The organism is Cognatundibacterium rugosum (genome assembly GCF_014284365.1).
In the GTDB taxonomy this organism is placed as follows: Bacteria; Pseudomonadota; Gammaproteobacteria; order Burkholderiales; family Burkholderiaceae_D; genus Undibacterium; species Undibacterium rugosum.
Genome location: NZ_JACOGG010000003.1, coordinates 311,216 through 334,330 on the forward strand (window position 1 = coordinate 311,216; position 23,115 = coordinate 334,330).

Annotated in this window: 18 protein-coding genes; 15 read left to right on the plus strand and 3 right to left on the minus strand. The window is 53.4% G+C overall.

Going from position 1 to position 23,115, the window contains the following annotated elements; genetic code table 11:
* Positions 1–18: 18 nt before the first annotated feature.
* From H8K47_RS04570 to H8K47_RS04580, 3 genes are all read left to right on the plus strand, one after another.
* Positions 19–417, plus strand: a complete 399-nt coding sequence (locus tag H8K47_RS04570) for a response regulator transcription factor (protein ID WP_186880231.1) — start codon at positions 19–21, stop codon at positions 415–417.
* Positions 418–549: 132 nt separating this feature from the next.
* Positions 550–1,722 (plus strand): hypothetical protein, encoded by a 1,173-nt coding sequence (locus H8K47_RS04575; RefSeq protein WP_186880232.1) that lies wholly within the window; start codon positions 550–552, stop codon positions 1,720–1,722.
* Positions 1,723–2,003: 281 nt separating this feature from the next.
* On the plus strand, positions 2,004–2,507 hold the full coding sequence (locus H8K47_RS04580; RefSeq protein WP_186880233.1) for a hypothetical protein: 504 nt from the start codon (positions 2,004–2,006) through the stop codon (positions 2,505–2,507).
* On the opposite strand, the gene H8K47_RS04585 is transcribed toward H8K47_RS04580, so the two are convergent.
* Positions 2,499–3,569, minus strand: coding sequence for a M29 family metallopeptidase (locus tag H8K47_RS04585; RefSeq protein WP_230410146.1), 1,071 nt, complete (start codon positions 3,567–3,569; stop codon positions 2,499–2,501). The genes H8K47_RS04580 and H8K47_RS04585 overlap by 9 nt on opposite strands.
* A 236-nt stretch (positions 3,570–3,805) precedes the next feature.
* Between H8K47_RS04585 and H8K47_RS04590 the strand changes: the two genes are divergently transcribed.
* The 3 genes from H8K47_RS04590 (at position 3,806) to H8K47_RS04600 (ending at position 11,071) form a co-directional block, all read left to right on the plus strand.
* Positions 3,806–6,598: an ImpA family metalloprotease gene (locus tag H8K47_RS04590; RefSeq protein ID WP_186880234.1), complete on the plus strand. Its 2,793-nt coding sequence runs from the start codon at positions 3,806–3,808 to the stop codon at positions 6,596–6,598.
* 422 nt (positions 6,599–7,020) lie between these two features.
* Entirely contained in the window at positions 7,021–8,757 is a 1,737-nt protein-coding gene (locus tag H8K47_RS04595) for an ABC transporter substrate-binding protein (RefSeq protein WP_186880235.1), read from the plus strand.
* A gap of 88 nt (positions 8,758–8,845) precedes the next feature.
* The gene (locus H8K47_RS04600) at positions 8,846–11,071 is read left to right on the plus strand and encodes an ATP-binding protein (protein ID WP_186880236.1); all 2,226 of its coding nucleotides are present in this window, start codon (positions 8,846–8,848) and stop codon (positions 11,069–11,071) included.
* Positions 11,072–11,094: 23 nt separating this feature from the next.
* Here H8K47_RS04600 and H8K47_RS04605 read toward each other — a convergent pair whose 3' ends face one another.
* On the minus strand, positions 11,095–12,153 hold the full coding sequence (locus tag H8K47_RS04605) for an AraC family transcriptional regulator (RefSeq protein ID WP_186880237.1): 1,059 nt from the start codon (positions 12,151–12,153) through the stop codon (positions 11,095–11,097).
* Positions 12,154–12,396: 243 nt separating this feature from the next.
* On the opposite strand from H8K47_RS04605, the gene H8K47_RS04610 reads away from it, so the two are divergent.
* The 4 genes from H8K47_RS04610 to H8K47_RS04625 all read left to right on the plus strand — a co-directional run bounded on the left by H8K47_RS04610 (position 12,397) and on the right by H8K47_RS04625 (position 18,296).
* Positions 12,397–14,007 (plus strand): FAD-binding oxidoreductase, encoded by a 1,611-nt coding sequence (locus H8K47_RS04610; protein WP_186880238.1) that lies wholly within the window; start codon positions 12,397–12,399, stop codon positions 14,005–14,007.
* Positions 14,004–15,686: a glycerol-3-phosphate dehydrogenase/oxidase gene (locus H8K47_RS04615; RefSeq protein WP_186880239.1), complete on the plus strand. Its 1,683-nt coding sequence runs from the start codon at positions 14,004–14,006 to the stop codon at positions 15,684–15,686. Before H8K47_RS04610 ends, H8K47_RS04615 begins: the two co-directional genes overlap by 4 nt.
* 80 nt (positions 15,687–15,766) lie before the next feature.
* Positions 15,767–17,329: an FGGY-family carbohydrate kinase gene (locus H8K47_RS04620; RefSeq protein ID WP_186880240.1), complete on the plus strand. Its 1,563-nt coding sequence runs from the start codon at positions 15,767–15,769 to the stop codon at positions 17,327–17,329.
* 64 nt (positions 17,330–17,393) lie between these two features.
* A complete protein-coding gene (locus H8K47_RS04625; protein WP_186880241.1) occupies positions 17,394–18,296 on the plus strand; it encodes an urease accessory protein UreD in 903 nt (300 codons plus the stop codon).
* A gap of 17 nt (positions 18,297–18,313) precedes the next feature.
* On the opposite strand, the gene H8K47_RS04630 is transcribed toward H8K47_RS04625, so the two are convergent.
* On the minus strand, positions 18,314–19,237 hold the full coding sequence (locus H8K47_RS04630) for a VTT domain-containing protein (RefSeq protein ID WP_186880242.1): 924 nt from the start codon (positions 19,235–19,237) through the stop codon (positions 18,314–18,316).
* Positions 19,238–19,481: 244 nt separating this feature from the next.
* Here H8K47_RS04630 and H8K47_RS04635 point away from each other — a divergent pair, with 244 nt between their 5' ends.
* The 5 genes from H8K47_RS04635 (at position 19,482) to H8K47_RS04655 (ending at position 23,110) form a co-directional block, all read left to right on the plus strand.
* Positions 19,482–19,784 (plus strand): urease subunit gamma, encoded by a 303-nt coding sequence (locus H8K47_RS04635; RefSeq protein ID WP_186880243.1) that lies wholly within the window; start codon positions 19,482–19,484, stop codon positions 19,782–19,784.
* A gap of 8 nt (positions 19,785–19,792) precedes the next feature.
* Positions 19,793–20,110, plus strand: coding sequence for an urease subunit beta (locus H8K47_RS04640; RefSeq protein WP_186880244.1), 318 nt, complete (start codon positions 19,793–19,795; stop codon positions 20,108–20,110).
* Positions 20,107–21,804, plus strand: a complete 1,698-nt coding sequence (gene ureC, locus H8K47_RS04645; RefSeq protein ID WP_186880245.1) for an urease subunit alpha — start codon at positions 20,107–20,109, stop codon at positions 21,802–21,804. The genes H8K47_RS04640 and ureC overlap by 4 nt, the downstream gene beginning before the upstream one ends.
* Before the next feature lie 63 nt (positions 21,805–21,867).
* On the plus strand, positions 21,868–22,386 hold the full coding sequence (ureE, locus tag H8K47_RS04650; protein ID WP_186880246.1) for an urease accessory protein UreE: 519 nt from the start codon (positions 21,868–21,870) through the stop codon (positions 22,384–22,386).
* Positions 22,387–22,429: 43 nt separating this feature from the next.
* Positions 22,430–23,110, plus strand: coding sequence for an urease accessory protein UreF (locus tag H8K47_RS04655; RefSeq protein WP_186880247.1), 681 nt, complete (start codon positions 22,430–22,432; stop codon positions 23,108–23,110).
* The last annotated feature ends 5 nt before the right edge of the window (positions 23,111–23,115 follow it).

A 23,115-nucleotide genomic window follows, 5' to 3' on the forward strand; every position in this document is an offset into this window, starting at 1 on the left:
GCTGTGTCGTAGGTATTTATGTTGAATTCGTTTGAGCTGACTCATGTCAATATCATCGGCAGTGATGAGTATGAACGTGCTGTACTGGGGCTGGTGCTCGGTGCCAGAGCGTATCGCGTGCGTAGTTTCAGTAGTCTTGATGAATTTACTTTGCCACGACGTGAGGCGGGTGATACCTGTGCTTTGCTGGCTTTGAGCTGGCGCGACTTGGACTATGGCATGACACTGCAGCGGATCCGGCAGATTAGTTTGTATATGCCTGTACTGCTCTTGTCTGATCAGGTTTACTATCACCGGCTCGCTGCTGCGCTCGAATCTGATCACGTTTCTGTGTTAATCCGCCCGGTACAAAAAGACGCGCTGCTACGCTCCATACAACGAACAATACATGCCTGGCTGGAGTCAGAAATTGCCTGAGGTTTGCTGTGGCTTTGATCGGGGACGGAATATATTTTGAGGGCTGGAGTTGCTGGGTCTGACTTTGCTTGCTGAGTTGAAAATTATATAATCATCAAAAATTATTTTATAAACAACTTGGAGTGAGAAATCGTGTATCTATATACATTGCGATCTGTCAGTAGCCTGTTGGGTTTTATGGTTTCGGGTTTAGTGCTGACAGCCTGTGGCGGAGGGGGTGGTGGGACTGGCGGTGGTAGCAGCAGTACGACTGAGTCGCCCGTGCCGCAAAAAACTTTCCAGCGACAGATACCGCTTGCGGGGGATAGCTTTACTTATCAACACCAGGTGAAAGATGATAAGGGCTTAAGCTGGACTTATTATTCAACCGAAATTTATTGGAATCCGTATCGGAATGCGACGGGTAGTTTAAGTATCCTCAACGATAAGTTACCCAAAACTGGGTATTTCTTTGCCGGTACGAATACCTCTGCCACCTTCTCCTATTCCAGTTATTACGATGCAAATGGCGCAGAGATCCTGTTTTCCCCACGCTCAGCATCCGTATTGCCTTGTTCGTTTGCACAGCCGTATCAAACTGCGCAATCGCCATATACAGTTGGGCAGAGCTGGGATGTCAATGCCGTGTTAGGCTGTAATTCCGGGTCTGCTGTGAGCACTTACAAAACAGTCCGCGATACCGGAAACGTGGCAGCAGTAGAAGATGTGACGGTTGCTGCCGGTAAGTTCACTGCATTAAAGGAAGTGATGACGCTTAAGGAAGTGACTAACCGTACAACACCAAGCGCCAATGTCGCTGAAACGAGTAAAGACCTGAGCCGTACCTGTTGGCGCGACACGATCAGCGGTCAGTATGTCAAATGCGTGGCGACAGGCTTTGATGCCGACTTTCAATCTGCAACACCGGGAGGCAGTAAAAATCTGAGCATCAGCTCTGAACTGATAGGCCGACTGAATATCAGTAATGCGGGTGTCAAGGTTTTACCGCGATTTGCCGGTCGTTGGAGTCTGACGATAGGGGCCGATACCCGCACTAATTTTATTGAAATTGATCAAAACGGCGTGGTTAGTAAAGTATTTGAACTCAGTGCCGGTGGTTTAACGACAGATGCCACGACGCAGCTGCTGAATGCCAGTGTGAGCAATGAAGGTGATCTGTCGTTCACACTCAGCACTCCGGCAGCCAATGGGATCAATGGCATGAATGGTAGTTTCAGCGGCAAGCTCGATACGGTTGTGAGCGGTAGTGGTACGCTTAAACTGAGCAATGGCTATACCGGCACCTGGAAAATGACACGTCTTTAATTTTACTGATTCAATCCACTATTTTGGATTTATCTCAGATACCTAAAGCATTGACGACCGGTGGCTTCGGTGGCGTGGTGCTTCATCCTCTATCCTGAAGCAGAAAAGTTCTCGCAAAAGAAATGGCCGCCTAAGCCATTTCTTTTGCGGCTAGTATCAACCCGCTTGGATATTTTTCTTGATTGCACCAAAGTACAATAGTTTTCACAGCTGAGGGTCGCTAGACTGTGTCTGAAAACTCTGATCAATCCTGATCTGCCTCTATCATGAAAAAGACCCACATGTCTGTCGACGCTGAACTAATTAATTATTTGTTGTCAACTTCAGATGGCCGTCCTGGTGTGCCCGCCCATTCGGGTAATGCGATTACCTCCATTCCGGCGCATGAATTCGTCTTGGTATTTGAGGGGAGCGAGGCAACGCCAGCGATGCGTTTTTATCTGGCAAAAAAAATTAATGAGATGCTGCCCAATGCCGGATTCGATATGGCATTTATCGAGTCAGCAGAAAAACCGGCAGAAGCCAGACTGGCATTGTTGCATCCTGAGGCATATCTGATCGTGCAAGCGCTGTTGCCATTGGGGTTGAGCAGTGATTTCGCGATCCGTAACATCATCCAATATGGATTCGCCCCTATCGTTGAACGCCAGATGGATTTGCTGCGCGCTTTGAAAAAAATAGAGTCGTTGCTGCATCATGGAGGCTGGCGCAATCTGGATCTGATGTGTGATGCGACAGCGTTACCCAAGTTAACTACACACTCCACGCTGTGTGAATCAGACTGACCAGCGTCCGTCCTGATAAACTTCCTGACCGTCGAGACGTACCGAACACGTGATAGCAAATACATCGACGTGGTGTCTGCCTTCGCCACGTTTAATATGGGGTTTGGCGTAGCTGCCATGTTTGGAGCCTAGCGATAAATGGATGCCGCACATACGCTCGTAGGTGCCAATGTCCATAACTTTTCGCTGCTGCGTAAATGCACGGTTCAAACCAAAGCCCAGCTCACGCACCCAGACCACACCATCGTCAGCACGGATATTGGCCAGCACACGATCAAATTCTTCCGTGCTGTTTTCAGTGCCTACCACCTGACCCCGTTCCACAATCAGCGTGATCGGCACCTGTGGTTCATTGATACGGAAACTGGTATCGCCGAAAATAAAAATACGCACTTTGCCGTTCACATCTTCCAGTCTGACAGATTCTGTGAATACCTCTCCGATTGGGAATTGACCGCCAACATTGGCCATTTCGCTGTAGTCGCCTACATTCAGTTTGGCGGGTTCTAAGACGCCGCTGAATACTAGTTGTGCACCTTCTCCGCTATCAATCACAGCATGGCCGGCCTGATCAATGATGCGCTTGATTGCTTTACCTGTTTCCCGGTAATACACGGGGTCATACTGCAGTGCATCTATGTAGTAGCTTATTTCCTCCCCATCCATACGGCCTAAGTGCGGATGCTCTATCACTTTCAAACCACGTTTAAACAGTTCCACCCGTAGCCTGTAGGCTTCCAGTCTGAAATTGGTGGATTGCACCAAAATGACCAGATCTGATTTTTTGAGCGCCGCAATCGCATCCAATATGTCTTGCGCCGGTACCGTGCCGAATTGAAGGCACTTCGCTTCAGGCAGACATTGCTGGTAAGCCTGGCTGAGTATGTGTGCCAATGCAGACTGGGTATCAAATACGATCAGGGCTTGCTGTTGACTGGTATGGCAAAAAGCATGTTCCAGAATGCCAGAAAGATGCTGGCTGGCGAGTTTGGCCAGAGCCTGTGGATCGGTGGGCTGCGTGAAGCTTGCTGCTGCGTTAGCAGTGGGGGTAAGTGTTTGCATTACTAATATGGGGGGGGCTGTGATACAGACGGGCACTGGTTTGTGCTGTGCTCTATTTTACCAAGACTTTATAGTAAGTCTGTCGGAAGCGGCATGATTTGGCACAAAATCAGGATGTGGACTGTGAGGCTTTGCACTAAGGTGCAATAGACGGGAATAATTTCCATGAATAAACTTTGGCATGATTCGGCGATTGTGCTGATGCTTTTTCAATATACTGAAATCTGGAAATGACCATGCGAAATTTATCCTATCTCAGCCTGCTTCCTCTGGTGCTTGCTTTAGCAGCATGTGGTGGTGGCGGTGGTGGTAATAGTGACACTAGCACTAGCAGTAGCGGTAGTACCGGCTCATCTTCTTCCTCGGGAGGGGAGGGCGGGGTGCAGCCACCACGTGTGCCTACGGCTGACGAGAAAATTGCCGCTGCAATGCAGTCGGGCGATGTATCGGGCCTCGATAGCAGTTTGCTGCAGACCTTGCTGCAAAAAGCACAGGCAAATGCAACTGCCATTCAGCTGACGCAGGTTGGTACCTTAGGAAAAATTTTCAGAAAGAATGGTGCAGACCTGGATCAGACGCTGGCATTTACCGGCAATTCGATTGAGATAGGTTTACTCAATTCGACCTCAGGTATCAGCTACCTGGCTTCAGACAGCGGGAATGGCATGGCCGCGCTGAGCACGGTAGGGAGTGGGCGCGGCATGGCTTATGGCGCAGACGTCTTATCCTGGATGGCAGGCAGCACAAGCCAGCAGCAGCATCAGCCTTTGTTCTTACGCGCCTTTAACTGGGTGCTAAATGGCGATCCTGATACAGCTCTTCCTGCGACAGTCAAATACATTGTTACTGGTTATAGCGCAGCTAATGTGAATGCCTATCTCAAAAAGATTGGTGTGCAGGGTCAGGAGATCAGTTGTGCACTCAGTGATGCGGCCAATACCTGTTGGCAGAACGCCGATTTGCTGGTGTTCGGCGGTGGTACGAAGGACAGTACAACGCTTTCCGCACAAGTACAGACTTATATGAAAGCCGGAAAAAATGTGATGTATTTCGCGCCTAGCTGGGTAGAGTCTGCCGGTGGCCGCCAGGTTGCCAATGCCATGGGAATGAACGTTGGTGGTTATCCTGGAAATTACTTTGGCTCAGCCGCCGATCTGGGGATTGCTGCTGGCCGTACTGTGGCTGACAGCATACAGCGGGCCGATAAAATGGGTGCCTTGATACCGACGCTGCAAAAGCTGCAGGACGACAAACTGAGCTGGGATTTTAAAGCTGACACGACGCCACTCACACCCGTGACACAACTGATGAACGAATTGGCAGGGCAGCACGGAAGTGGCGCGAATTTGTTTCAGCAAGCGGGTATGGATGTACATAAATTGCTGGTATTGTGGGCGGATTTGTGGAGGCCAAACGCGGTGAAGTATGGTCAGTTGCCGCCAGATCAGAAAGCGACCGCCAGCGATTTTTTACGTACCTACGCCTCCGATTCATGGGTGGTTTATAACCGTGCCAAAACCACGGTAGCGCCAGCAGGTTACGGTGACTACATGCCTAAAGAGGCATTAACGATGCCGGTTAGTGCTGACTTTGAAGATATTGATGTCACGATTGCGCAAGGCAGTGGCACTACCGCTATCGGACGTGCTGCGATTCCGGGTAAGACAGTTACCATACAAGTGGTCGATGCAGCCGGTGGTAAGCTTGGTATGCAGACTGGTTACGCCAGAACCTGGGGCGACCCGGTAACTGACAACACAAAGTATGGTCGTCCGCGTCGTCCGGTGTCGTTCAGCATACCTTTGAGTGCAGATAAAGATAACGTATTCACCACACCTTTCGGTGGGCCGGTTTACCTGAATTACAGCGGTCTTGCCGGTGGCAAGCTAGTGCGCCTGCGCGTACGAGGTGCTGCAAAATACGGTCACTTTGACTTTACTAAAGATATGGCTCAGGCTGATATTGACGCTGCTTCGGCGGTGATTAAATCGAAAGTATTTGGCTGGCAGACATCGAAATTTGTTGGTGGAGAAGTGCATCAGACGAATGCTTATGCACTCAGTGTGATTGGCAATACCGACCCTCGTGACTACATCCTCAATAATCTGCGGGCACGTATTTTTGATTCTAACCACGTGGCGAATGGTTATAGCAATATGGCGATGTCGGATAACGTCAAATCGGTATGTGACAGTCTGAGCTGGACTTGCGACGGTGATATGCACCGTGCGCCTGGTGTACAGCATTTCATAGGTTGGATCGCTACCTGCGGATTCCTGTGTTCGGGTAATCCTTCTGACGGTTTCGCCGGAATTTCAGCTGGCTGGGGCTGGTGGCATGAGCTGGGTCACAATACCGTACAGCGCGTACATCACATTGTGCCGCCTGGCAGCGCTGGTTGTGTGGTCGAATGCGATAACAATATTCTGTCTACCGCCTCAGCCATCCGTCAGTACGGATTGACAGGAATTGATGTGAGTGGTGATCGTATCAACCATAAGGGCTTGTATCAGTTTATAGTGGATAGCCGTGCTACCGGTGCTACTGGCGAAGCATTGCGTGCGACGATGCAAAAGAAACTCTGGGATAGCGATGATCAGAATGCGATGCGTGCCATGCATTTTCAGCTGGGCTTTTTGTACACCCGTTTCCGTCTTGGAATGGCAAAACCTACACCTCATACCACCATTGAATATCTGACCTTGCTGACTAAGGGCGATCGTCTGGTGGCAAAAGACTGGACTGTGGCGAATGCGGCGAAGTACGGTATGGGACGGTATGCCAATAACACCATCACTAACCATGATCTGGTGTATGTGCTGAGCTCCAAAATTATTGGCAAAGATATGCGCAATTACTTCTTTGCTTACGGTATTCCACTAGACCAGAAGTCGCTGGATTCCGTTGCTGACCTGAAGTTGGAGATAGCACCCCTGAGCCTGTATGCTTTGGCTCCAGGTAAAGGAAATCAGGTGGAAACAGGTATCTGGATGGACATAGATGGAAAAACACCGGCATATCCGTTTTAACTGATTCGGCGATTGTTGTTTGTTTTCAAAAAAGACATATTTGTTTGATGTAAGTCATGTCAATGTCATAATTCTTTGCTATGATTCAACTCAGCTGCTGTACATACAACCGATATGTATGACGGTAGCAAGGTGTGCGGGCCCACTCTGGTGGGCAAGCCACCGATCCAATTCCGACGCGGGATCTGTACACAGATTCCGCGTTTTCATTTGTGCGCTGGCTCTCGAATTTGCTCAGTACGTCAGTTGCAAAAATTTGTCACACTGTATTGTGCGCTTTATAATCAGACGCATCTTTTACTTTCGGGCAAAAGTTATTTCGGGAACACAGACGCGAAGTCTCAACAGGAGATATCAGGCTGCTGGCTGTTCTGTTCCCGCTGAAACTCGTGCAATTTCTGCTGTTATGCTCTGGGGTGCTTATGAAGTCAGTCCGGTGGTGCGCATTTCTCTATGTCGTATTTGTTGCAGCGATACCAGTGCCGGGTTTTTCGTCCCCCGCGGTGGCAGAACGATGGATAGATAAAGAGTTTCAGCCATCCAGCCTGACGCGTCACCAGCAGCGCGAAGAAATGAAATGGTTTACCCAAACGGCGCAGCGTCTCAAAGCGCAGGGTGTGCATGAAATTCGGGTTGTGTCCGAAGTCATTGATACCCATTCCTACGAAGCCAATATATTGAGCCAGGCTTTTTTTGATATCACCGGTATCCGGGTGGTGCACGAAATCATGCCTGAGGGCGATTTGGTACAACGTCTGCAAAAAGCCATTTACAGTAATAGCAGCCCATATGACGGCTGGATATCAGATTCCGATCTGATCGGCACCCATTACCGCTATGGCGTGATCGAAGCCTTATCTGATTTCATGAAAGGGGCGGGAAAGGACTATACCAATCCCGGTCTGGACCTGAAAGATTTTATCGGCTTGCGTTTCACCACAGCACCAGATGGCAAGCTGTATCAGCTGCCGGATCAGCAGTTTGCGAATCTGTACTGGTTTCGTGCTGACTGGTTTGCCCGCCCAGATTTGCAGCAACGCTTTAAGGCACGCTATGGTTACGAGCTCGGGGTACCACTGAACTGGTCGGCCTATGAAGATATCGCCGAATTCTTTTCCAAACATGTGCGAGAAATCGATGGCCAGCCTGTGTACGGGCATATGGATTATGGCAAGCGCGATCCTTCGCTGGGCTGGCGCTTCACTGACGCCTGGTTATCTATGGCAGGCGTCGCAGATAAAGGATTACCAAATGGCTTGCCCGTTGATGAATGGGGCATACGGGTCGCCAGTGATCAATGTACACCAGTCGGTGCGAGTGTGGCGCGCGGTGGTGCCACCAATTCACCGGCGGCTGTGTATGCCTTGAAGAAGTACCTGCAGTGGATGAATGACTATGCGCCGCGCCAGGCAAAAGCATTGAATTTTTCTGAAGCCGGTCCGGTAGCAGGGCAGGGACAGATTGCGCAACAGATTTTTTGGTACACCGCGTTTACTGCAGCGCTGACCAAGCCGGGTTTGCCTGTAATGAATGCCGACGGTACGCCTAAGTGGCGCATGGCGCCTTCGCCGTATGGCGTGTACTGGAAAAACGGCATGCAGAATGGCTATCAGGATGTAGGGTCCTGGACTTTTTTTAAATCCACACCTTTGCACAGAAAAGCGGCGGCCTGGTTATATGCGCAGTTCGTCACTTCAAAAACGGTGTCACTCAAAAAATCAATCACAGGACTGACCTTCATCCGTGAATCGGATATCCGGCATGAGTATTTCACCCGCAATGCTGACCGTTACGGTGGCCTGATCGAGTTTTACCGCAGCCCGGCTCGGATTGCCTGGACTCCAACCGGAAGCAATGTGCCAGATTATCCGCAATTGGCTAATTTATGGTGGACCCATATTGCCGCAGCCATTAGCGGTGATGTCAGCCCCAAAGAGGCACTTGATAGCCTGGCCGCGCAAATGGATAAACAACTTGGTGAACTGCAGGCGCAAGGCATGCAGCATTGTGCCCCGCGCCTGAATCCTAAGTCGGATGAATCACGCTATCTGAGCGATAAAGGCTCACCGTGGAAGAAACTGCCTCAGGAAAAAAATCAGGGTGAAACCATCGCTTATGAAAAGTTGTTGCAGGCCTGGCGGGAAGGCCGGGTCAGATAAATCAGCTTTGTCCGGCATGTACTTTAATTTTGCGCTGTATCAGTAAAAACAAGCGATTCCCTCACCAGGTGACCCAATGCAGTTCAAGATGAAGCAAGTATTCTCCCGTTTTCAGCACACTACTCTGCTGGCTGTCACCTTGTTGATTATCGCGGTGATTGTTACGCAGACATATCTGAGTATGCGTGAGGATCGCAAGCTGACGCTGGACGCGGAGCGCAGCAATGCACATGTCGCCGTGCGGATACTGGAAGAGCATGTGGCTCAGACCATGCAGGACGGGGTGCAGAAACTGGATGCAGTCGCGGCGGCGGTGTCGGCTGTTGCACATGATCCGCGTGCGATACAGAAAGTGCTGACCTCCTATGATATTCAGGATAACCGTTATATCAAATCTTTGCGCTATATTGATCTGGGTGGAAATAGCTGGGTGAGTTCGCCCGATTTCCCAACCCATACCGTGAATGTGGCTGACCGTCAGGATGTGCGGTTTTTGCTGAATGCGCCTGATTACGGCGAGGTGGTGATCGGGCGCCCTTACCAGTCACCGTATGACAGCCAGCTGGTGTTGCCGATTGCACGTAATATTTTCGATCGCCATCAACAACAGGTCGGCATCATCAGTACTGACATACGGATTGCTTATTTTGCCGGCTTGTATGCGAGTGTCGCAAGTGAAAATAATGCGATGGTGGCTTTAATACTGGACCCTGGTTACGTGGTGATACGTTCGCCGTTTGAAGCCCGTTTTGCTGACCGGGATGTCAGCCAGGCCAACGCAACAAAAAAAATCAGTCAGTCAGATATTGAGGGTAGTTTTGAAGATGCAGACTGGCTCGATGATGAGTTTTTGCGCTTGTATGCCTATCGCAAAGTGGAAAAATTTCCGCTCACTATCGTGTATGGCCGTGACTTTGACAGCATGCTGGCGCAATGGACCCAGCGCATGGAAACCCGCGCGGCATTGACTGGACTGGTGGTGCTGATCCTGACCTTTGTGATGTGGGCACTCGCAGTACAAATGCGCAAACTGCGACAATCGGAGGCAACGCTGAGAACGGCTGAATATAAGTTTTCCGAAATTTTTGAACGTTCTCCACTGCCCTTGTCTCTGGTGAATCTGCATGGCAGAAAAATTGATGCGGTGAATGACGCCTGGTTGCACTTGTTCGCGTTCCGGCGTGAACAGGTGTTGGATCATTCATTTAGCAGCAGTGAGCATATTTGGATTGACCGTGCGCAGATGACCGCATTTACTGAGCTGTTGCGCAATCAGTCACAAGTGGATTTTTATCCGGCACAGTTACGCGATGCGCATGGCAATATTCATGATTGCCTGTTGTCGGCACGTCGCTATGAAGCCGATGGCGAAGAGCGCTTCATCATTACACCGCAGGACGTCACCCGCCAAAATGCGGCCGAAGCGGCGCTGCGTGAGCTCAATGAGGATCTCGAGCAAAGAGTAGCGCGCCGAACCGAAAATCTGGAGCGCTCGAATCTGGAATTGGAAGAGGCTTTGCAATCGCTGCGCCTGATGCAGACCGAACTGATACGCCAGGAAAAGCTGGCTTCATTAGGTTCGCTGGTGGCCGGGGTTGCTCATGAACTCAATACACCTATCGGTAACAGCGTGACCGTAGCCAGTACCTTGCAAGATGATGCAAAGCGTATCAAGCGCGAAGTCGAACAGGGACAGATCAAACGCAGTAGCCTGAATGCATTTGCTGATGGCATGTTGTTCGGCACAGATGTGTTGATGCGCTCACTGACACGTGCCTCGGAACTGATACGCAGTTTCAAGCATGTGGCAGTGGATCAGTCTAGCGATATGCGGCGCCAGTTTGACTTGCTCCAGGTGTTGGAAGAAATCCTGCTGACCAATTCCTCCATGTATGCCAAAACGCCGTTTCAGATGCGTACGACATTAGAGCCTGGTATCACGATGAACAGTTTTCCGGGCGCATTGGGTCAGATCATCGGTAATTTCGTCAGCAATGCCATGACCCATGCATTTGAGGGCCGCAGCAGTGGCTCCATGCATTTGATGGCCAGATGCGTGGGCGAACTGGCAGTCATTGAATTTCGTGATGATGGTAATGGTATTTCAGCCGAGAATCTGAGCAAAGTCTTCGACCCGTTTTTTACTACCAAGTTTGGTCAGGGCGGATCTGGCTTAGGGATGAATATCGTGTACAACCTGGCGACCGAAGTCCTGGGCGGCAGAATCGATTTGCACAGTGCACCAGGTTTAGGAACTTGCTTCACGCTGACTTTGCCACTGATCGCACCTGACAGCGAGCTCAAGGGTAAATGAATGCTCTGCCCGGCGGCGAACGTTCAGCGTGTCACGCTATGTTGCAGCCGCCACGCGCCCGGCGTGACACCGGTCCATTCTTTGAATGCATGCTGAAATGCACTCTGTTCGCGGTAGCCAAGCAGGAAGGCAATATCCGACAGGCTGAAGTCCGCATTCTGCAGATAAGACAAGGCCAGCTCATGCCGGGTTTCATCCAGAATTTGCTGAAAGCTGACGCCGGTCTCAGCCAGCTTACGTTGCAGGGTGCGTGGGCTCAGTTGCAGTGTGGCGGCGATGTCGTTTAAGCGCCATTGTTCGTGCGCGAGTTGTTCGCTGATGGTCTGGCGCACGCTGTGTACGATTTCATGCTCGCGGTGCTGTCTGTGCTTTTGCATCAGCAGTTGATCCGCATGCTGACGCAAGATGCTCGACAAACCCGTATCGGCATGTGGTACCGGCCAGCTCAGTAATGCCGCTGGAAAGCGGCTGTGATGACAACTGGCACCGAACTGCACCTCCGGGCCGAATACGCGCTGGTGCTCACGGATATCATCCGGTGCTGTATGTTGAAAATAAACCGGCGCATTCGGCAGTTTGCAGCCCGCAAACCAGTCGCCGAACACACGAATACCGGCAAACACACTTTCAGCCAGATGCGGGCTGGCATCCGGAAAAAGGCTGTGCCAACGGTATTCGGCCACGTCACCTTCTACAATCAGCTCGGAGCGGCCCAGATCGTGCGCCAATGCTTCATAGCGCATCGTTTGTTGAAACGCCTCACCAAAATCCCGACAGCTCATCAGTAGCATGCCATATACATTGTAGGTGCCCAGCTTCACCTTTTCGCCGACGTGCAATCCAAAGTGCGGATCGGCGCAGTGCTTCGCGCCCTGATCCAGTAAGCGCAGATAGGCGCTGGCTGACATCGTTTCAGCGGCAGGGTGAAATAGGGGCTGACCGCGCTCATCCTGATTGACGTGCGCCAGGTTCTGACCACGTTCCTCCAGCAGCTCCAGCAAGGGCTGCGCATAAGCCAGCGCCACACTGGCGCCTGGCGCGCTGCGGGCTGCGAATGAACGATAGAAACGATGCTCTGGCATGTTAGAACAATTCCTGTGACATGAATCAGCAATACCTGACGTGGATTTCGATCTAAGCTATTTAGGGCCTGTTAACATTTAAATCGCACACGTAATTTAAATGTTAACAGGCCCTAGTATAACATTCAGTCTGTCCCGCCCTGGCTGGCAGCTGATCAACATCAGAAGACTGGCAAATAAGCGACCACAAGGCAGACGGCAAGCTGGCGTCGCTTGTGTCGCAGAAAACACGAAAGGATGAGGATGAGACGTTGGAATGGTTGGGGCGATGATACTTACAGTTTGCCTGTACAGCCACAGGCGCTAAAGTTTTTACAGCAGCGCCTAGGCGAGGCGACACCCTTCAACGACGCCAGTTGGGACCAGGTTTGTTTGCTGGTACCGCCCAGCAGGCTGCCAGCGCATCCTTTGATCGACACGAGTGCAGCGACCCGCGTACGGTACAGCCGTGGTCAAAGCCTGCCTGACTGGCTGGCGCTGCGTTACGGACGCATCGCACATTTTCCCGATGGCGTGGCTTTCCCTGAGAGCAGTGCTGACGTACGCAATTTGCTGGCCTGGGCGCAGCAGCATGGCGTGGCGCTGATTCCTTATGGTGGCGGTACCAGTGTTGCCGGGCACATCAATGTCGTGGATAGCGCGCAGCCGGTACTCACAGTGGTGATGCAGCGCATGTGTCAGCTCATCAGTCTGGACAGACAGTCGCAGTTAGCCAGTTTCGGTGCCGGTGTATTTGGGCCTGATCTTGAAGCACAGTTAAGGGCGTATGGCTACACACTCGGCCATTTTCCACAGTCCTTTGAATACTCGACGCTGGGCGGCTGGGTCGTGACCCGCTCATCGGGCCAGCAATCGCTGCGCTATGGACGTATAGAGCAACTGTTCGCGGGTGGACGGCTGGAGACGCCGGCTGGCAGTCTGCAGTTACCGACGTTCCCGGCATCTGCCGCGGGCCCCGATCTGCGTGAATGGGTGCTCGGTTCCGAGGGGCGGCTGGGCATATTGACTGAAGCGACCGTCAGGATCAGCCCTTTGCCACAACAGGAAGCCTTTCATGCAGTGTTCTTTCCCGACTGGGAGCAAGCACAGGCAGCTGTGCAACAGATTGCACAAAGCAAATTGCCCTTGTCCATGCTGCGCCTGTCGAATGCGACCGAAACCCTGACGAGTCTCACCCTGGCCGGCCATGCCAGCCTGATACGCTGGCTGGAACGCTACCTGAGTCTGCGCAATTGCAAAGAACAGAAGTGCCTGTTGCTGATCGGTGCCAGTGGCAGCCGCACGCAAGTCGGGTTCGCGCTGCGTGCGGCACTGGCGATCGCCGGTACCTACCGTGGCGTACATATCGGTAAAACCATGGGGGAAAAATGGAAGCAGGGCCGCTTCCGTAATGTGTATCTGCGCAATACCTTGTGGCAGCACGGCTATGCGATTGATACAGTGGAAACGGCCTGTGACTGGCCTAAAGTCCGCGCCATGATGCAGGGTGTGGAGCTGGCCGCGCAGCAGAGTTTTGCAGAGTCTGGCGAGCAGGTGCATACCTACACCCATTTATCGCATTTATACGCGCAGGGTGCCAGTGTTTACACCACTTTTGTATATCGCCTGAGTGGTGACTATGATACCGATCTGGCTCGCTGGACCAGTCTGAAAACCAGAGTGTCCGAGACCATCGTACGGTTGGGTGGCACCATCAGTCATCAGCATGGCGTGGGGCGGGATCATGCACCGTATTTGCAGGCAGAAAAAGGGGAGCTTGGACTCAGTGCGCTGCGTACACTGGCGCGTCACTTCGACCCGGAGCGGCATATGAATCCAGGCAAGTTATTTGACACTGCACAGGATGCATCATGAGGCACCCAGCCTGGCAAAACCGCGCAAACGCTGACATCGCGCTAGCCCTGCAGCATCGTGGCCAAGAGTGGGATGTGGTGGTGATCGGCGGTGGCATTACCGGTGCCGGTATTTTGCTGGAAGCGGCCAAACGTGGCTTATCTGCGATCTTGCTGGAGCAGCGCGATTTCGCCTGGGGTACCTCCAGCCGCTCGTCCAAACTGGTACACGGTGGTTTGCGTTATCTGAAAGAAGCGAAGTTTCATCTGACCCGCGATTCCGTGCGCGAGCGTGAACGCCTGATGCAGCAAGCGGATGGACTGGTGGAAGCCCAGAGTTTTGCGTTTGCTGATTATCGCGGACGCAAACCGGGGCGCTGGATGTTTGCACTGGGCCTGGCGATTTATGACCGCATGGCGGGGCAACGAGCACGTCATTATTTCAGCAAGGATGAATTCAATTTTCTTACGCCGCATATCGCCCAGCAGGATTTGCAGGGTGGGCTGTGTTATGCCGATGCCAAAACCGATGATGCGCGGCTGGTGCTCAGGGTTTTACAGGAGGCCCAAGCGGTCGGTGCCATCGCATTGAATTATGTGGCGGTTGAAAACGTGCTCTACAGCGATGGACAGGCAAGCGCGGTGCAAGTGGTGGACCAGGTCAGTGGTCAGGGTTTTAGGTTGGCTTGTCGTACCGTGATCAACGCTACTGGCGCGTGGGCACCGCGTTTGCGGCGGCCAGATGTAGCACAGGCGGATAGCGCTAAAAAGTTACGTCCTTTGCGCGGCAGTCATTTGATTTTCCCGGCCTGGCGTTTGCCAGTGGCGCAGGCCGTCAGTCTGATGCATCCGCGCGATGGACGCCCGGTCTTCCTGTATCCATGGGAGGGTGTGACGCTGGTCGGTACGACGGATGTGGATCATCCCTTGGATATCCAGCAGGAAGTCTGTATCAGTCAGGCTGAGCTGGATTATCTGATGGAGGCGCTGGCTTTTCAATTTCCCTCACTCGCATTAAGCTGCGATGATATTTTGTCTTGTTATGCCGGTGTGCGCCCCGTGATTGATAGCGGACAGGCTGATCCATCCAAAGAAGCGCGCGATCATGCGGTCTGGCTGGAACATGGTTTGCTGACTGTGACCGGCGGTAAACTGACTACCTTCCGGCTGATTGCACTGGATGCATTGCAGCAGCTCAAACCGTATTTTCCGCATTGGAAAGAGGTCGAGAGTCAGGACGCCTTATTTGCCGGTTCACTCAGTGCTGACAACATGACAGCCTTACCGGCAGGCCTGAATCTGCAGCAGTGGCGCCGTCTGTGCGGCCGCTGGGGCAGGGATGCGCACGCGCTGATTGCGATCGCGCAGGAGGCAGAATTGCAGACACTGCCTGGTACACAGACACTGGTGGTGGAGTTACGCTGGGCTGCGCGTTTTGAGTCGGTCTGGCGCCTGGAGGATTTATTGTTACGACGCACCCGCTTAGGCTTATTGCTGAAAGCGGGTGGAGCAGCCCATGCAGACCTGTTCAGACGCATTTGTGAACAAGAGCTGGGCTGGAATGAGGCACGCTGGCTGCAGGAATGGACGGATTATCTGGCATTATGGGAACGTTGTTACAGCGTGCAGCATTTGTGCGTACCAAGCGCGACATCAGTGACAGCCGCGATATCAGCAACGCCGGTATCAGTACAGCGTTGAAACACAAAAGTTAAAATACAAAAAATAAAACGCGATTCCTGCATGCGCCGCGTGACAGGAACCAACAGGGCAGGGGACCTATGTCTGAGCAATACTTACTTTCTATCGATAATGGTACGCAAAGTGTGCGTGCCATTTTGTTTGATTTGCACGGCAATATCGTGGCGAAATCTCAGGTGCATTTAGAAGCTTATTTTTCTGCGCATCCGGGCTGGGCCGAGCATCATGCTGAAGATTACTGGCAGGCCGTATGTCAGGCTTGCCAGCACTTGTGGACCACACACGGCATAGAGCCCACGCGGGTGGCTGGTGTGGCGGTAACTACCCAGCGCGGTACGGTGGTGAATCTGGATAAGCAGGGCCAGCCCTTGCGCCCGGCGATTACCTGGCTGGATCAGCGTCGTACCGATGTGGTGCCGCCTGTGCATCCGCTGTGGCTGGCCGCGTTCCGGGTTGCGGGCGTGCACGACACCATACAATTTCTGCGTGGTGAGGCAGAAGCCAACTGGATCAAAGTTAATCAGCCCGAGATCTGGGAAAAAACCGATAAATTCCTGATGTTGTCCGGCTACCTGAATTACCGGCTCTGTCATCGTTTCGTCGATTCCACTGGTTCTCAGGTCGGCTATATTCCGTTTGATTACAAGGGCTTGAAATGGGCCGGTAAGCTGGACTGGAAATGGCAGGCACTCGCAGTGCGTCCGGAAACCCTGCCAGAATTGCTACCCCCCGGCAGCGTGCTGGACACGATTACTACAGAAGCCGCAGCAGCCACTGGCATTCCGGCAGGTACGCCGCTGATTGCAGCTGCCGCTGACAAGGCTTGCGAAGTGATAGGTGCTGGCTGTCAGCAGCCACACATCGGTTGCCTGAGTTATGGCACCACCGCGACCATCAACACCACCAGCCGCAAATATGTGGAGGTAGTGCCCTTCATTCCACCGTATCCGGCTGCGATCCCCGGCGCTTACAGCAATGAAGTGCAGATATTTCGTGGTTACTGGATGGTGAACTGGTTTAAAGAACAGTTTGGTCACCATGAAAAAATCCAGGCCGAACAGCAGGGCGTATTGCCGGAAGCCTTATTCGATGAACTGGTGAATGCGGTGCCGCCGGGCTCTATGGGCCTGATGCTGCAGCCCTATTGGACGCCGGGAATTAAAGTGCCGGGGCCGGAAGCGAAAGGTGCGATGATAGGTTTTGGCGATGTACATACGCGCGCCCACATGTATCGCGCGATACTCGAAGGCCTGGCCTACGCACTGCGCGATGGCAAGGAACGCATAGAGAAGCGCAGTGGTGTGGCCATCACCAGCTTGCGTATTTCTGGTGGAGGTTCGCAAAGTGACGCGGCGATGCAATTGACCGCCGATATTTTCGGGCTGCCGACCTCACGCCCGCATGTGTACGAGACTTCCGGCCTGGGGGCTGCGATTGATGCCGCGGTAGGACTGGGCTTTTACCCGGATTTTACCAGCGCCATCGCAGCCATGACACGCATCGGTGATACTTTTGAACCTATTGTTCATCACCATCAGATTTACAATGAGTTGTATCACCGCGTGTACCAGAAAATGTATGCGCGTCTGCAGCCCTTATATAAAGAGATACAGCAAATCACTGGCTATCCGCAAATGCGTTAACGCTCCGCTCCGGCATGCTTCCTGCTTTTCCCTATGTAGCTAAATACTAAACGGACCGGCAGGCATGACACAGAATCAGGCTGATGTGGCACATACAAGCCAGACAGCACAGAAAGCCACACAAGAACAAAATGCATGGGAGGCCCAGCTGCAGCTGGGTTTTGCACGTGCATTTGATGCGAGCAGGCTGTTGCAGCGCTCGCATCACGGTCCTTTACGGGTACAGAAAGCCTTATATCCGGAAGGGCCGGACGTCTGCCATGCCGTCATCATTCATCCTCCAGGCGGCATCGTTGGTGGTGACCGCTTGCAGATACAAGTCAGTTGCGCTACCGGCAGCCATGCGCTGATAAGCACGCCGGGCGCTGCTAAATGGTATAAAAGTCTGGGGCAGGCATCGCATCAGGCGGTGCAACTGGAGCTGGCTGCAGGCAGCATGCTGGAATGGCTGCCGCAGGAAACCATCGTGTTTGATGCGGCGCAGGTCGACATGCTGCAGGAAGTCAGATTGCAAGCTGATGCTCAATATCTGGGGGCCGAAATACTGTGTTTTGGCCGTCAGGCCAGTGGCGAACGCTTCACCCAGGGGTCGCTGTCCCAGCGCACCCGCATCTGGCGTGATCAGCAATTGCTATGGTCGGAGCAAGGGCAGTTGCAGGCTGGATCAGCCGCTATGCACAGTTTGCTGGGCTTGCGCGGGCATACCGTTTCAGCCACTTTGCTGGCGGCCGGACGTTTGCCGGACGCAGCACAGATGTTGGCCTTGCGCGAGGCCATGCAACAACTGTGTGATGATCAGGAGCCGGGTGCCGCCGTGGGTGCCAGTGTGAGCAAAAACGTGCTGGTGGCGCGCTATCTGGGCGACTCCAGCGAAGCTGCACGCGCCTGGGTGCAACTGGTCTGGCAGCATTTGCGACCCATCATGTGTGGCAAGGCGGCGCAGATACCGCGTATCTGGCAAACCTGAGCCTGTCGGTGGTGACTTTACTTGCTCTGCATCGCTTGCTGCCACGCATCAAAGCCACCACGTAAAGGGCGCACCTGAGTAAAGCCCAGCGCCTGCAAGCGATGTGCTGCATGGATAGCACTGGCATCGCCGGGGCAAGCGCAAAAGGTCACAGTCAGGGTGTCACGTGATAACTGTTCGCTCAGATCAGCCAGACGACTAAGTTCTGTCTGTAGTGCACCCGGCAACAGACCGGCTTCCGCCGCCAGTGCCGGGCTGCGTAAATCAATAATCTGCGCTTGCTGGCCCTGTTGCAGCAGGGCTTGTAAATCACTGGCCTGAATATGGGGTATGGCCGCCATGCGTTCGAAGCGCTTTTTCTGCCAGAATTTCCAGCCTATCCAACTGGCCAGTATCGCGCCAAATACCAGCGCCAAGCGTATGCCATGTGTGGCCAGCAGGGCCAGCAGAATGGCGATCTGTGCTTGCAAGGCATAGCCAGCCACTAGCGCCAGTCCGGCCCATAAGGCAGCACCGATGGCCGAGGCCAACAGAAACTGGCTGCGCGACATGCCCAGCGCGCCCGCAACCGGCGGCGCTACAGTAGAAAAGCCGGGAATGAATTTACCAAACACCACAGACCAGATACCCCAGCGTGCAAAGCGTTGTTCGGTCTGATTCACACAGGAGCCGGGGTTGATCGACATGCGGCATAAAAACTTCAAGATGCGGTAGCCAAACTGTTTGCCCGCCTGATACCAGATCAGATCCGCCAGCAGTGAGGCACAGACTGCTGCCAGTAGCAGCGCAGGTAAGCTCAGCCAGTGCGTGACCTGACTAGCCTGAAACATCATGGTCGGTACAGCCGGAACCGGCAAGCCTAATTGCTGTAACAGCACGTTGATAAACACCAGCAGTTGCTGGTGCTGGGCAAACAAGTCATTGAGCCAGGAAAAATTCATGATGCGGTCAGTTCAGTGCGTTGGCGTCGGGGGCTGTGGGGTGACGTGTATTGTAATCCTGAGTCAGTATTGGGCTGAGACCAGCTGACAACGTACTGCAACACTGCGTCAATGTGGAGCATGCCGCACTATTTTGGTGAAAAAGTGATGAGGCAGTGCTATGCATAGCACGGTGTACAGGCTGGAGTGATTCTTGCAATGCTTAAGGGTGACATGATTAATCCTTGCCTGAAAGCGAAATGCGATGGATCTGACCCCCAGAGAAAAAGATAAGCTGCTGATCTTTACTGCGGCCTTACTGGCTGAGCGGCGTAAAGCGCGTGGCCTGAAGCTGAATTATCCCGAAGCCGTGGCATTGATTACTGCGGCCATCATGGAAGGTGCGCGCGACGGCAAGACCGTGGCGCAACTGATGTCGGACGGCACACAGATACTGAGTCGTGATGAGGTGATGGAAGGCGTGCCTGAAATGATTCCTGATATCCAGGTGGAAGCCACCTTCCCGGACGGCAGCAAACTGGTCACCGTCCATCATCCTATCCCCTAGGAGTCGCTATGATACCCGGAGAATTATTGATTGCCGACGGCGAGCTGACGCTCAATGCTGGCCGCGCGACGCGCACGCTGGTTGTGGCAAACAGCGGTGACCGTCCGATACAGGTCGGTTCCCATTTCCATTTTTATGAAACGAATCCAGCCTTGTTATTTGAGCGTGCTGCAGGCTATGGCATGCGGCTGAATATTGCGGCCGGTACCGCAGTCAGGTTTGAGCCGGGGCAGCAACGCACGGTTGAGCTGGTAGCGCTGGCCGGTGACCGGCGGGTCTATGGATTCAATGGCAAAGTCATGGGTGCCCTGAAGGAGGATTTATGAAAATCAGCCGTCAGGCCTATGCCGAAATGTTCGGGCCAACCACAGGTGACCGCATCCGGCTTGCAGATACTGGTTTGGTGATCGAGATCGAGAGGGATTTTGCGATCTACGGTGAAGAAGTGAAATTCGGTGGTGGCAAAGTGATACGCGATGGCATGGGCCAGTCCCAGCGTGCGCATCGTGAAGTCATGGACACGGTGATCACCAATGCCGTCATACTGGATCATTGGGGCATCGTGAAGGCCGACATCGGCCTGAAAAACGGTTTGATTGCAGCCATCGGCAAGGCGGGTAATCCTGATATCCAGCCCGGCGTCGATATGATCATCGGCGGCGCGACGGAGATCATTGCCGGTGAAGGTATGATCATTACGGCTGGCGGGGTCGATACCCATATCCATTTTATCTGCCCGCAGCAAATTGAAGAAGCACTCATGAGCGGGGTCACCACCATGATAGGCGGCGGTACGGGGCCGGCGGTCGGCACGGCCGCTACCACCTGTACGCCTGGTCCCTGGCATTTACACTCCATGCTGATGGCAGCCGATGCCTTTCCTATGAATCTGGGTTTTCTGGGCAAGGGTAACGTGAGTCTGCCTTTGCCGCTGGAGGAGCAGATTTATGCCGGTGCGATAGGGCTGAAATTGCATGAAGACTGGGGCAGTACGCCGCAGGCGATCGACAATTGCCTGAGCGTGGCAGACCGTATGGATGTGCAGGTTGCGATCCACAGCGATACGCTGAATGAAGGTGGTTTTCTCGAGCATACGCTGGCGGCATTTAAAGACAGGACTATCCATACTTTTCATACCGAAGGTGCGGGTGGCGGTCATGCGCCAGATATCATTGCAGCAGTCGGACAGGCCAATGTGCTGCCATCTTCCACCAATCCAACCCGTCCCTATACCGTCAATACCCTGGATGAGCATCTGGATATGCTGATGGTATGCCACCACCTGGACCCGGCGATTTCAGAAGACATCGCCTTTGCTGAATCGCGCATACGGCGTGAAACCATCGCTGCCGAAGACATTCTGCATGATATCGGTGCGATTTCCATGATGTCTTCAGACTCGCAAGCCATGGGCAGGGTGGGCGAAGTGATTATGCGCACCTGGCAGACTGCGCACAAAATGAAACTGCAACGCGGTGCGCTGGCTGAAGACAGTCGTCACAATGATAATTTCCGCGCTAAACGCTATATCGCCAAATACACCATCAACCCTGCTATCACCCACGGTATCAGCCATGTGGTGGGTTCGGTAGAAGTCGGCAAGATCGCTGATCTGGTGCTGTGGAAACCGGCATTTTTCGGCGTCAAGCCTTCCATGATACTCAAGGGCGGCATGATCGCTGCGGCGCAGATGGGTGACCCCAATGCGTCGATACCGACACCGCAGCCCGTGCATTACCGCATGATGTTCGGTGCCTTCGGCGGCGGCTTGAAAAAATCCTTCACTTTCGTCTCGCAGGCGGGGCTGGATGCGGGATTGGCACAAGAATTGCAGCTCAATAAAACATTAATTGCTGTGCGCAATATGCGCAGTCTGCGCAAACGGGACATGCTGCATAACAGCCTGACGCCACACATGGAAGTTGACCCGGAAACCTACCAGGTGCGCGCCAATGGCGAATTGCTGGTGTGCGAACCAGCCAGCAGCCTGCCACTGGCTCAGCGTTATTTTTTGTTTTAATCGAATTGGACTGACGCAACATTGCCGCAGTGGCGTTATGGCCTCAGTCCAGGGATACACAATATGCTGACTTTACATACCAAAACCGAACAGGCTGAACAGATTTACGGTCAGCTGGAATTGCCCTATGAGTTAAGGGAAAAATCACGCCTGCGCGCCAGGCTGTTGTCGGGTGAAGAAGTGGCGGTGCTGACCGTGCGCGGCAGCGTGATGCGCCACGGCGACCTGCTGATGGCCAGCGATGGCCGCACTGTGCAAATTCTGGCAGCGGCTGAACCGACTTACAAAGTGGAATGCGATTCAGCGCAAAGCTTATTGCGTTGCGCTTTTCATTTAGGAAATCGCCATACCCAGGCCCAGGTCGGGGCAGGTTGTTTACGCATACGGCAGGACCCTGTACTCAAAGAGATGTTGCAAGGTCTGGGCGCCACCGTGAGTGAGGAAATGGCCGCCTTCGAACCCGAGTCAGGTGCCTATGGTGGCGGCCATCATCATGCTGATCACGACGGCCATCACGGACATCATCCGCTGGCACCGATACCGCTGCGTCAGCGCATACACCGGCCCGGAGATACACAGTGAAAACGATGTGCATCTGTTGCGCTCAAGGCCGGAGTTAAGGCTTATGCAAGCACATGCCTTACTGCATTTGCTGCAATTGGCCAGCCCGTCTTTACCGGTCGGTGCTTATAGCTATTCGCAAGGACTGGAAGCGGCAATAGAACAGGGCCACGTCACGAATGCAGCTCAGGCCAAAGACTGGATAGCCGCCTATGCACTGGAAGTGGTGGCACCGTTCGAGGCTGCGCTGACCTGGCGACTGCTGCAAGCCTTTGCCTGTGCCGATGCGGAAGCGGTCAGCAGCTGGAATACCTTGTTTATCGCTGCACGGGATACGGCGGAATTCCGCGCCGAGACGATACAGATGGGCTATTCGCTGGCCAGGTTGCTGTTGGATTTACAGGTGGTTGATGTCGATGCGGCGCGGATTTTGCAGAGCTTGTCGGAAATTCCTTTTCCGACCGCCTATGCCTGCGCTGCCATCAGCTTGCAAGTGCCGCCAGCGCAGGCTTTACTCGGCAGCCTGTATGCCTGGGCAGAAAACCAGGTGCTGGTCTGCGTCAAATCGGTGCCATTGGGACAGGTGGCCGGTCAGCGGCTATTGCTGGCACTGGGACCGGTATTGGAGCAGGCGGCACAACTGGCGCAGCAACTGGACGATGCCAGTCTCAGTAACTGGGCGCCGGGCTTGTCTCTGCTATCGATGCAGCATGAGGTGCAATACAGTCGCTTATACCGCTCCTGAGGATG

What these genes read in the sequence shown, in the direction of transcription:
- H8K47_RS04595 (WP_186880235.1), top strand. Translation starts at nt 7,021, where the DNA reads ATGAAGTCAGTCCGGTGGTGCGCATTTCTCTATGTCGTATTTGTTGCA.
- H8K47_RS04590 (WP_186880234.1), top strand. Translation starts at nt 3,806, where the DNA reads ATGCGAAATTTATCCTATCTCAGCCTGCTTCCTCTGGTGCTTGCTTTA.
- H8K47_RS04585 (WP_230410146.1), bottom strand. Translation starts at nt 3,569, where the DNA reads ATGCAAACACTTACCCCCACTGCTAACGCAGCAGCAAGCTTCACGCAG.
- ureC (WP_186880245.1), top strand. Translation starts at nt 20,107, where the DNA reads ATGAAAATCAGCCGTCAGGCCTATGCCGAAATGTTCGGGCCAACCACA.
- H8K47_RS04600 (WP_186880236.1), top strand. Translation starts at nt 8,846, where the DNA reads ATGAAGCAAGTATTCTCCCGTTTTCAGCACACTACTCTGCTGGCTGTC.
- H8K47_RS04610 (WP_186880238.1), top strand. Translation starts at nt 12,397, where the DNA reads ATGAGACGTTGGAATGGTTGGGGCGATGATACTTACAGTTTGCCTGTA.
- H8K47_RS04630 (WP_186880242.1), bottom strand. Translation starts at nt 19,237, where the DNA reads ATGAATTTTTCCTGGCTCAATGACTTGTTTGCCCAGCACCAGCAACTG.
- H8K47_RS04625 (WP_186880241.1), top strand. Translation starts at nt 17,394, where the DNA reads ATGACACAGAATCAGGCTGATGTGGCACATACAAGCCAGACAGCACAG.
- H8K47_RS04570 (WP_186880231.1), top strand. Translation starts at nt 19, where the DNA reads ATGTTGAATTCGTTTGAGCTGACTCATGTCAATATCATCGGCAGTGAT.
- H8K47_RS04605 (WP_186880237.1), bottom strand. Translation starts at nt 12,153, where the DNA reads ATGCCAGAGCATCGTTTCTATCGTTCATTCGCAGCCCGCAGCGCGCCA.
- H8K47_RS04580 (WP_186880233.1), top strand. Translation starts at nt 2,004, where the DNA reads ATGTCTGTCGACGCTGAACTAATTAATTATTTGTTGTCAACTTCAGAT.
- H8K47_RS04635 (WP_186880243.1), top strand. Translation starts at nt 19,482, where the DNA reads ATGGATCTGACCCCCAGAGAAAAAGATAAGCTGCTGATCTTTACTGCG.
- H8K47_RS04615 (WP_186880239.1), top strand. Translation starts at nt 14,004, where the DNA reads ATGAGGCACCCAGCCTGGCAAAACCGCGCAAACGCTGACATCGCGCTA.
- H8K47_RS04620 (WP_186880240.1), top strand. Translation starts at nt 15,767, where the DNA reads ATGTCTGAGCAATACTTACTTTCTATCGATAATGGTACGCAAAGTGTG.
- ureE (WP_186880246.1), top strand. Translation starts at nt 21,868, where the DNA reads ATGCTGACTTTACATACCAAAACCGAACAGGCTGAACAGATTTACGGT.
- H8K47_RS04655 (WP_186880247.1), top strand. Translation starts at nt 22,430, where the DNA reads ATGCAAGCACATGCCTTACTGCATTTGCTGCAATTGGCCAGCCCGTCT.
- H8K47_RS04640 (WP_186880244.1), top strand. Translation starts at nt 19,793, where the DNA reads ATGATACCCGGAGAATTATTGATTGCCGACGGCGAGCTGACGCTCAAT.